Raw genomic sequence first — 576 nt, 5'->3', positions numbered from 1 at the left:
ATTACTCCTTACCAGGCTAGATTCAATTTCTTTGGATCCTAATGTTCCCATTTTGCTTGACCATTACATACATTATTCTCTGAACCAGTTAGATTTTCATTTAATCCGAACATTGTAAGAATAAATTCTGAAATAACAAGGGAAAGAAGCCTTAATATATCTTTACATTTATTAATTGTATTAGTCCATTTTTCAGATAATTCTTGACTATTTTCGATATGAAATTTGAAATTTTCAAATAAAGTATTTATAGTATAGAAAGCAGCAATAACTAAGCTAAGCTTTAATGTTTTTAATAGATTAAATTTTCCATCAATATGAGTCATTTCTAACAAAGCTTCTTTAACCATTATAATATTATTTACGATTAAGGAGGTATCTTTTAAAGGTTTGAAAAAATTAGATAATGATTTAGAGCCTAAATTGTCAATTGCAGATGTAAAATTGAAAATTGATTTTGTAATTTCATTTAAATTTATACTAAAAATGTCTTTGATTTTATTTTTGGAGCCTGTGATAAAAAGTCTGTAAATAAAAAAATCTTTTTATGATAAACTAAAAACAGGAGGACTTTAT

Annotated in this window: 2 protein-coding genes; one reads left to right on the top strand and one right to left on the bottom strand. The window is 24.7% G+C overall.

The genetic code is table 11. The features are described from left to right. Positions 1-38 precede the first annotated feature (38 nt). On the bottom strand, positions 39-350 hold the full coding sequence (locus NK213_RS17955; RefSeq protein ID WP_253351764.1) for a hypothetical protein: 312 nt from the start codon (positions 348-350) through the stop codon (positions 39-41). Between the two features lie 40 nt (positions 351-390). On the opposite strand from NK213_RS17955, the gene NK213_RS17950 reads away from it, so the two are divergent. Further along, the gene (locus tag NK213_RS17950; RefSeq protein WP_253351762.1) at positions 391-531 is read left to right on the top strand and encodes a hypothetical protein; all 141 of its coding nucleotides are present in this window, start codon (positions 391-393) and stop codon (positions 529-531) included. Positions 532-576 lie beyond the last annotated feature (45 nt).

Origin of the sequence: Sebaldella sp. S0638, assembly GCF_024158605.1 — a bacterium.
In the GTDB taxonomy this organism is placed as follows: Bacteria; Fusobacteriota; Fusobacteriia; order Fusobacteriales; family Leptotrichiaceae; genus Sebaldella.
Note: the sequence above shows the minus strand (reverse complement) of the source record. Positions and strands in the feature narration are given on the sequence as shown.

Bases quoted from the DNA above. Each gene is read 5' to 3' on its own strand.
- NK213_RS17955 (WP_253351764.1), bottom strand. From the start codon at position 350: ATGGTTAAAGAAGCTTTGTTAGAAATGACTCATATTGATGGAAAATTT.